Origin of the sequence: Streptomyces sp. NPDC023723, from assembly GCF_040639815.1 — a bacterium.
Classification (GTDB): Bacteria; Actinomycetota; Actinomycetes; order Streptomycetales; family Streptomycetaceae; genus Streptomyces.
In genome coordinates, this window is record NZ_JBFAAP010000021.1 from 110,858 (window position 1) to 119,948 (window position 9,091).

The 9,091-nt window shown below is 71.9% G+C and carries 7 protein-coding genes; 1 reads left to right on the forward strand and 6 read right to left on the reverse strand.

The features are described from left to right. Positions 1-560: 560 nt before the first annotated feature. The 6 genes from AB0G32_RS22395 to AB0G32_RS22420 all read right to left on the reverse strand — a co-directional run bounded on the left by AB0G32_RS22395 (position 561) and on the right by AB0G32_RS22420 (position 7,566). Positions 561-1,541, reverse strand: a complete 981-nt coding sequence (locus AB0G32_RS22395; RefSeq protein ID WP_361165870.1) for a PAC2 family protein — start codon at positions 1,539-1,541, stop codon at positions 561-563. A gap of 161 nt (positions 1,542-1,702) precedes the next feature. Further along, positions 1,703-2,374 carry a FadR/GntR family transcriptional regulator gene (locus AB0G32_RS22400; protein WP_361165873.1) on the reverse strand — a complete coding sequence of 224 codons (672 nt, stop codon included), beginning with the start codon at positions 2,372-2,374 and terminating at the stop codon, positions 1,703-1,705. A 127-nt stretch (positions 2,375-2,501) separates the two neighbouring features. Beyond that, positions 2,502-4,118: a glycerol-3-phosphate dehydrogenase/oxidase gene (locus AB0G32_RS22405; RefSeq protein WP_361165876.1), complete on the reverse strand. Its 1,617-nt coding sequence runs from the start codon at positions 4,116-4,118 to the stop codon at positions 2,502-2,504. Positions 4,119-4,126: 8 nt separating this feature from the next. Continuing rightward, positions 4,127-5,665 carry a glycerol kinase GlpK gene (gene glpK, locus AB0G32_RS22410; protein ID WP_361165879.1) on the reverse strand — a complete coding sequence of 513 codons (1,539 nt, stop codon included), beginning with the start codon at positions 5,663-5,665 and terminating at the stop codon, positions 4,127-4,129. Positions 5,666-5,711: 46 nt separating this feature from the next. Then, complete coding sequence (locus tag AB0G32_RS22415) at positions 5,712-6,506, reverse strand: MIP/aquaporin family protein (protein WP_361165882.1); 795 nt, start codon at positions 6,504-6,506, stop codon at positions 5,712-5,714. Between the two features lie 295 nt (positions 6,507-6,801). Continuing rightward, positions 6,802-7,566 (reverse strand): IclR family transcriptional regulator, encoded by a 765-nt coding sequence (locus AB0G32_RS22420; RefSeq protein WP_361165885.1) that lies wholly within the window; start codon positions 7,564-7,566, stop codon positions 6,802-6,804. Positions 7,567-7,892: 326 nt separating this feature from the next. Between AB0G32_RS22420 and AB0G32_RS22425 the strand changes: the two genes are divergently transcribed. Then, positions 7,893-9,091 (forward strand): homocysteine S-methyltransferase family protein (locus AB0G32_RS22425; protein WP_361165888.1); only part of this gene is annotated, 1,199 nt, incomplete at its 3' end.

Here is a 9,091-nt window from a genome sequence, read left to right on the forward strand (position 1 = left end):
GGCTGGTCCGCGCGGGGCTGGCTTGTGCGGTGGCTGGTCCGCGCGGGGCTGGCTCGTGTGGTGGCCGGTCCGGGCGGTGGCCGGTCCGCAGGGCTGGCCCGCGCGACGGCCGGTCCGCACGCGGCAGGACGCCCCCTGGCACCTACCGAATGCTCCTGAGCCCGTCGCGCCCGTGACACCCGACCGGCCTCCTGCTCACCGGCGCCGCCGGCACCGGGACAGCCCTGGCCGGGCGGCACCGCCACGCCAGGGCCACTGGCCCCGGGGTCCGTTCCCCACCGGGTTCCGGCCCAGGGGCGTCACCGTCGGGCGTGCTCCGTATGCCTGCTTCGGCTCGCCGGCCGACGGCGACGGCCACCGGGCGAGCCCGGCACATCAACCGTGGCGTGGTCGTGGGGCTCGGCGCCGGGCATCCCAGCGTCGGCCCCGCGGACCGACCGATGGGCCGGCTGGTCGAGGGTGAGCCGGTGCGGCACCGGCGTGCGACGGACGGCCGGCCCGGCGCGCCGCGCACTGCCCCCAACGGGGGAGGAGGGCTCGGACGAGCCCCCCTCCCCGCCTCACTCCTCCGAGGATTCCTCGTCGTCACCGCCGGTCTTCGGCGGCTTCGGCGGCCGAGGACGGCCGCCCGGACCGTCCCGGCGGAACGGCGGGCCGGGCGGGATCTCGCCGCCGTCCGCCGTCGCGTGGCCGCCCGGTCCGCCGTCCCGCCGCCGCAGATACCGCTCGAACTCGCGGGCGATCGCCTCGCCCGACGCCTCCGGCAGCTCCGCGGTGTCCCGGGCCTCCTCCAGCGTCTGCACGTACTCCGCGACCTCGCTGTCCTCGGCGGCCAACTGGTCCACGCCCACCTGCCAGGCCCGCGCGTCCTCGGGCAGCTCACCCAGCGGGATGCGGACGTCGATCAGGTCCTCCAGCCGGTTCAGCAGAGCCAGCGTCGCCTTCGGGTTGGGCGGCTGCGACACGTAGTGCGGCACCGCCGCCCACAGCGACACGGCCGGCACGCCCGCGTGCGTGCACGCCTCCTGGAGGATCCCGACGATGCCCGTGGGACCCTCGTACTTGGTCTCCTCCAGGTCCATCCGGCGGGCCAGGTCGGCGTCGGACGTGGTGCCGCTGATCGGGACCGGACGGGTGTGCGGGGTGTCACCGAGCAGGGCGCCCAGGACCACCACCAGCTCGACGCCCAGCTCATGGGCGAAGCCCAGCAGCTCGTTGCAGAACGACCGCCAGCGCATGGACGGTTCGATGCCGCGGACCAGCACCAGGTCGCGCGGCTTGTCACCGCCGACCCGGACCACGGACAGTCTCGTCGTCGGCCAGGTGATCTTGCGGACCCCGGCCTCCAGGAACACCGTGGGCCGGTTCACCTGGAAGTCGTAGTAGTCCTCGGCGTCCAGCGCCGCGAAGACCTCGCCCTTCCACTCCCGGTCCAGATGCGCGACCGCGGTGGAGGCGGCGTCGCCGGCGTCGTTCCAGCCCTCGAACGCGGCCACCATGACCGGGTCGATCAGCTCGGGAACCCCCTCGAGCTCGATCACCCAGCGCCTCCTTCCGACGTGCCCTCGCTTAACGACCCAACCTTACGGCGTGCGGCGGGGGCGCCCGCAGCCCCCTTGCACGGGGGAGTGAACGGATCACTGCCCCGTTCCCCGGGGTCGGACACGCGCGGGCGATCACAGGCTGGAGCCACCGGGCACAGTCACAGGCTCGCGCGCAACCACTGCTCCACCGACGCGATGTGCACGGTCGCCCAGGAACGGGCCGCCTCCGCGTCCCGGTCGCGCAGCGCGGCGAGGATCGCGCGGTGCTCGCGCAGGGTGCGGCCGACCGCGTCCTCCTGGGTCAGACCGCGCCACACCCGGGCCCGGGTGGTCGGCCCGGACAGACCGTCGAGCAGGGAACACAGCACCGTGTTGCCGGAGCCGCGCACGATGCCCCGGTGGAACTCCAGATCGCAGGCGACCAGCCGCTCCACCGAGGGTTCGGCGCCGAGCGCGTCCAACTGGGCGTCGAGCGCGTCCAGTTCCGCCGTGCTGATCGAGGCCGCCGCCATCGCGGTCGCGGCCGGCTCCAGGATGCGGCGGACGGCGAGGAACTCCAGCACCGTGTCGTCGCGGTGGAAGTCGACCACGAAGCTCAGCGCCTCCAGCAGGAGTTGCGGATCCAGGCTGGTCACATAGGTGCCGTCGCCCTGCCGCACGTCCAGGATGCGGATCAGGGACAGGGCCCGGACCGCCTCGCGCAGGGAGTTGCGGGACAGCCCGAGTTCGTCGGCGAGCCGGCTCTCCTTGGGCAGCCGGTCGCCGGGGCGCAGCGCGCCGGAGACGATCATGCCCTTGATCTTCTCGATCGCCTCGTCGGTGACTGCCACGCTCGGCCTCCTGCCTCTGCCGGACGCCCCTCAGACATCCGATGTATCAGGCCATTATGGGGGCACCGACACGAGAGGCGGCGACCCCGGCCCCGAAGGGCGCGGGGTCGCCGCCCGGCGGGTGCGCCTACTTCTTGTCGAGCAGGTCCCGCACCTTGCCGCGGACCTCGTCGGTGGCCAGGCCGCGGATGGTCAGCGTGGTGCGGCGGCGCAGCACGTCGTCCGCCGTCTCGGCCCACTCGTGGTCCCGGGCCCAGACCACCTGCGCCCAGATCTCCGGCGCGTCCGGGTGCACCCGCTCGGCCAGCTCCGGGCTCTCGTTGGCCAGCCGGGCGATGTCCAGGGCCAGCGAACCGTAGTGCGTCGCCAGGTGCTTGGCGGTGTCGGCGGCCATCCGCGGGCCCGGCGCCGGACCGTCCACCAGCAGCCGGTGGGCGATCGCGCGGGGGTTGGCGACGCCCGGCAGCGGCAGCTTCTTCGGCAGCGAGGAGACCGGTTCGAAGTCGTCGCCGAGGGGGTGGCCCGGCAGCGCCTCCAGCTTCTGCATGACGGTGCGGCCGATGTGCCGGAAGGTGGTCCACTTGCCGCCGGCCACCGACAGCATCCCGCCCCGGCCCTCGGTGACGACCGTCTCGCGCTTGGCCTTGGCCGTGCTCCCGGGCCCGCCCGGCAGCACCCTGAGGCCCGCGAAGGCGTACGTGATGAGGTCGCGGTCGAGCTGCTGGTCCCGGACGGAGAACGCCGCCTCGTCCAGGATCTGGGCTATGTCCTTGTCGTTGACGGCGACGTCCGCCGGATCGCCCTCGTACTCCTCGTCGGTGGTGCCGAGCAGCAGCATGTCCTCCCAGGGGAGGGCGAAGGTGATCCGGTACTTGTCGATCGGGGTGGCCAGCGCCGCCTTCCAGTGCGAGGTGCGCTTCAGCACCAGGTGCGCGCCCTTGGACAGCCGGATGGAGGGCGCCGCGCCCGGGTCCTCCAGCTTGCGCAGGTGGTCGACCCAGGGGCCGGTGGCGTTGAGCACCAGGCGGGCGTTGACGCCGAACTCGTCACCGGTCAGCCGGTCGGTCAGCTCGGCGCCGGTCACCCGGCCCTTGGTGAAGCGCAGCCCGGACACCGCGGCGTGGTTGAGCACCACCGCGCCCGCGTCGACGGCCGCGCGGACCGTCATCAGCGCCATCCGGGCGTCGTTCATCTGGTCGTCGCCGTAGACGGCCACGGCCTTCAGGTTCTCGGTGCGCAGCTCGGGCACGTCCTGCTGGGCCTTGGCCGGGGAGAGCAGGTGGCCGACGCCGTCGCCGAACGCGGACAGCGCCGAGTAAGCGAAGACACCGGCGCCGAGCTTGGCCGCGCCGTGCGGCCCGCCCTTGTACACGGGCAGGTAGAAGGTGAGCGGGTTGGCCAGGTGCGGGGCGACCTGGCGGGAGACCGCGCGGCGCTCGAAGTGGTTCTCCGCCACCAGCTTCACCGCGCCGGTCTGCAGGTAACGCAGACCGCCGTGGAGCAGCTTGGAGGAGGCGGAGGAGGTGGCGCCGGCGAAGTCGCCGGCGTCGACCAGGGCCACCCTGAGGCCGGACTGCGCGGCGTGCCAGGCGGTGGAGATGCCGAGGATGCCGCCGCCGATGACGAGAAGGTCGTACGACGCCTGGGAGAGCTGCTCCCGGGTCTCGGCCCGGCTCGGGTTCGAGCCGGCGGCCGGGTGCGTCCCCAGGGCAGGTACGGACGTCAGGGTGGACTGAGTGGTCATTGCGGTTCTTACTCCTCGTCCTCGAGCCAGCCCATGGTCCGCTCGACGGCCTTGAGCCAGCTCTTGTACTCGCGGTCGCGGGTGTCCGCGTCCATGCGGGGGGTCCACTCGGCGGCCCGCCGCCAGTTGGCGCGCAGGTCGTCGGTGCTGTTCCAGAAGCCGACGGCCAGGCCGGCGGCGTAGGCGGCGCCGAGGCAGGTGGTCTCGGCGACCATCGGGCGCACCACGGGCGCGTCCAGGAAGTCGGCGAGGGTCTGCATCAGCAGGTTGTTGGAGGTCATGCCACCGTCGACCTTGAGGGTGGTCAGCTCCACCCCGGAGTCCTTCGTCATGGCGTCCGCGATCTCCCGCGTCTGCCAGGCGGTGGCCTCCAGGACGGCGCGCGCGAGGTGCGCCTTGGTGACGTACCGGGTCAGGCCGGCGATCACCCCGCGGGCGTCGGAGCGCCAGTACGGGGCGAACAGGCCGGAGAAGGCCGGTACGAAGTAGGCGCCGCCGTTGTCCTCGACCTGCATGGCCAGCGTCTCGATCTCGGCGGCGGTGGAGATCAGGCCCATCTGGTCGCGCATCCACTGCACCAGCGAACCGGTGACGGCGATGGAGCCCTCCAGGGCGTAGACCGGCTGCTGGTCGCCGATCTGGTAGCCGACGGTGGTCACCAGGCCGCTGTAGGAGTTGATGACCTTGTCGCCGGTGTTCATCAGCATGAAGGTGCCGGTGCCGTACGTCGACTTGGTCTCGCCCTCGTCGAAACAGGTCTGCCCGAACAGGGCCGCCTGCTGGTCGCCGAGCGCGGAGGCGACCGGGATGCCGCCGAGCAGCTCGCCGAGCTTTCCGCCCTTGATCTCGCCGTACACCTCGGCGGAGGAGCGGATCTCGGGGAGCATCTGCGGCGGCACGCCGATGGACTCGCAGATCTTCTCGTCCCACTCCCGCTTGCGCAGGTTCATCAGCAGGGTGCGGGAGGCGTTGGTGACGTCGGTGACGTGCCTGCCGCCGTCGACGCCGCCGGTCAGGTTCCAGATGACCCAGCTGTCCATGGTGCCGAAGAGCAGGTCGCCGGCCTCGGCGCGCTCGCGCAGGCCGTCGACGTTGTCCAGCAGCCAGCGGGCCTTGGGGCCGGCGAAGTAGGAGGCCAGCGGGAGGCCGGTCTCGCGGCGGAAGCGGTCCTGGCCGACGTTGCGGCCCAGCTCCCGGCAGAGGGCGTCGGTGCGGGTGTCCTGCCAGACGATGGCGTTGTGGACGGGCTCACCGGTGTGCTTGTCCCAGACCAGGGTGGTCTCGCGTTGGTTGGTGATGCCGATGGCCTTGATGTCGTCGCGGGTGATGCCGGCCTTCTGGACGGCGCCGGCGACGACCTCCTGGACGTTGCGCCAGATCTCGTTCGCGTCGTGCTCGACCCAGCCCGGCTTGGGGAAGATCTGCTCGTGCTCCTTCTGGTCGACGGAGACGATGCGGCCGTCGCGGTCGAAGACGATGCAGCGGGAGGAGGTGGTGCCCTGGTCGATCGCGGCGATGAAGGGGCCGGTGGTGTGGGTGTCGCTCACTGTTGCTCCTGGGGTCCGTGGTGGTGGCGGTGGGGTTCGGCGCGGCTTACGCGAAGGCGACGTTGTAGACGCCCGCGGCGATGGCGGCGCCGATCAGCGGTCCGGCCACCGGGATCCAGGCGTAGCTCCAGTCGGAGCCGCCCTTGTTGGGCAGCGGCAGCAGGGCGTGCACGATGCGCGGGCCGAGGTCGCGGGCCGGGTTGATGGCGTATCCGGTCGGGCCGCCGAGCGAGAGGCCGATGGCGACCACCACGAACGAGGTGATCAGGACGCCGAGCGCGCCGAGACCGTCACCGTCCTGGTTCAGGCCCTGGGTCATGATGGCGAGGATCAGCACGAAGGTGCCGATGATCTCGGTGGCCAGGTTCTGCCACGTGTTGCGGATCTCCGGGCCGGTGGAGAAGACGCCGAGTACCGGGCCCGCGCCCTTCTCCTGGGCCTCCACCGACTTGGCCGTGGTGTCCTGGGCGCCCGGACCGCCGACGATCTCCTTGTCGGTGAGGTGGGCGTGGAACTGGCCGTAGTAGGCGAGCCACACCAGGGTGGCGCCGATCAGGGCGCCGAGGATCTGGCCGCCCCAGTAGACCGGGACGTCGCCCCAGTTGCCGTCCTTGATCGCCAGGGCCAGCGTGACCGCCGGGTTCAGGTGGGCACCGGAGAGCGGGGTGGAGATGTAGGCCCCCACCATGACGGCGAAGCCCCAGCCGAGGGCGATGGCCACCCAGCCGGCGTTCTGCGCCTTCGACTTCTTGAGTGTGACGGCGGCGCAGACGCCGCCGCCGAGCAGAATGAGTATGGCGGTACCGATGGTCTCGCCGATGAAGATGTCGGAGCTGGACACCCGCGACTCCTTTGTCCTTCGTCCAGGGAAGTCGGCCCTGAGGTCGTCCACTCTATCGCGTGATGCCGGTAGGTGTTCGACAATGCCGACCGATGGACGGAGTCTCATCCCGATATCGCACGCGCGTCAAGAGCTCTATTGTCCAAAACACGATTGATACCGATCGGTCCGCTGATCAAACTTTGGCGAGGTCTGTCGCACTACGGTGATGTATCGCCGTGTTTTGGCTGGTCCCGGGCATGCCCGAAGCCGGGACGCCGCCCTCGGCGCCCCGGTGCCGCCCGCCGCGACGGGGTCAGAAACGTCCGGCGCCCAGATCCCGGGAGACCGCGCGGGCGCAGTCCCGCACCGCCGCGATCAGCTCGGGGCGCAGCTCGCCCTCCTGGCAGAGCCGCTCCACGGCCCCCGTGATGCCGACCGAGCCGACCGGCATCCGCCGCCGGTCGTGGATGGGGGCGGCGATCGAGGCGACGCCCTCCCAGGTCTCCTCGACATCCGCCGCGTAGCCCCGCGCGCGGGTGAGGTCCAGTACGTGCTCGAAGGCGTCCGGTGCGCAGACGGTGCGGTCGGTGAAGGCCCGGCGCTCGGTCTCCAGCGCCTCGCTGTGCGCGACCGGGTCGTAGGCGGAGAGCACCTTGCCCAGCGCCGTGGAGTGCAGCGGCTGCATGGCGCCGATCTCCAGCACCTGCCGGCTGTCGTCGGGCCGGAAGACGTGGTGCACGATCAGCACGCCCCGCTGGTGCAGCACGCCCAGATGGACGCTCTCGCCGCTGGAGCGGGCCAGGTCGTCGGTCCATACCAGGGCGCGGGCCCGCAGCTCGTGCACGTCGAGATAGGTGGTGCCCAGGCGCAGCAGCTCGGCGCCCAGCTGGTAGCGCCCGGAGGCGGTGTCCTGCTCGACGAAGCCCTCCGCCTGGAGGGTGCGCAGTATGCCGTGGGCGGTGCCCTTGGCCAGGCCCAGCGACGAGGCGATGTCGGAGAGGCCGAGCCGTCGTTCGCCGCCCGCGAGCAGTCGCAGCATCGCGGCCGCCCGTTCGAGCGACTGGATGTTCCGTGCCATCGCCGTCCCGCCTCCGTCCCGTCCTACCGTCGACGCGCGACGTCACTTCCACTGTTCGGCAATGCCGAACACTACCGGTCCATGCCGACCTCCCGCCAATGGCCGGTGGGCAACTGTGGCACTCTTCGGCCACCCCGGGCTCCGCCGTGCCGCCCCCGCCCGGGCCGGCCGGTGCCCCGTCTCATCCTCGTCCGTCCCGTGGACGCCCTGACCGCGGGGCCCGTCACCCGGCTACCCTGGCGGCGTGCGCCCTCCCGGTGTGTTGTGTACCGATGACCCCGGGAAGCCGCAAAGCCGACAGCCGTCGCATCCTAGGGAGCCCGTACATGGCCTCGTCGCCGTCCACCCCGTCCGCCGACACCCGGACCCGTGTCACCGCCCTGCGCGAGGCGCTCGCCACCCGTGTGGTGGTCGCCGACGGTGCGATGGGCACCATGCTCCAGGCGCAGAACCCCACGCTGGACGACTTCCAGCAGCTGGAGGGCTGCAACGAGGTGCTGAGCGTGACCCGGCCCGACATCGTCCGCTCCGTTCACGAGGAGTATTTCGCGGTCGGTGTGGACTGCGTGGAGACCAACACCTTCGGCGCCAATCACTCGGCGCTCGGTGAGTACGACATCGCGCACCGGGTGCACGAGCTGTCCGAGGCGGGTGCCCGGGTGGCCCGTGAGGTGGCCGACGAGTTCGCCGCGAAGGACGGCCGGCAGCGCTGGGTGCTCGGCTCCATGGGGCCCGGCACCAAGCTGCCCACCCTCGGCCATGCCCCGTACGGCGTACTGCGCGACGCCTATCAGCGGAACGCCGAGGGCCTGGTCGCGGGCGGCGCGGACGCGCTGCTGGTGGAGACCACCCAGGACCTGCTCCAGACCAAGGCGTCCGTGCTCGGCGCCCGGCGCGCCCTGGACGCGCTCGGCCTCGACCTGCCGGTGATCGTGTCGGTCACCGTCGAGACGACCGGCACGATGCTGCTCGGCTCGGAGATCGGCGCGGCGCTGACCGCCCTCGAGCCGCTCGGCATCGACATGATCGGCCTGAACTGCGCGACCGGTCCGGCCGAGATGAGCGAGCACCTGCGCTTCTTGGCCCGGCACTCCCGCATCCCGCTGTCCTGCATGCCCAACGCCGGTCTGCCGGTCCTCGGCAAGGACGGCGCGCACTACCCGCTGGGCGCCTCCGAGCTGGCGGACGCGCAGGAGACGTTCGTCCGTGAGTACGGTCTGTCGCTGGTCGGCGGCTGTTGCGGCACGACCCCGGAGCACCTGCGCCAGGTCGTCGAACGCGTCCGCGGCGCCGTCCCCACCGAGCGCGACCCCCAGCCCGAGCCGGGCGCCGCCTCCCTGTACCAGTCGGTCCCGTTCCGCCAGGACACCTCCTACCTGGCCATCGGCGAGCGGACCAACGCGAACGGGTCGAAGAAGTTCCGCGAAGCCATGCTGGAGGCCCGCTGGGACGACTGTGTGGAGATGGCCCGGGACCAGATCCGCGAGGGCGCGCACATGCTGGACCTGTGCGTGGACTACGTCGG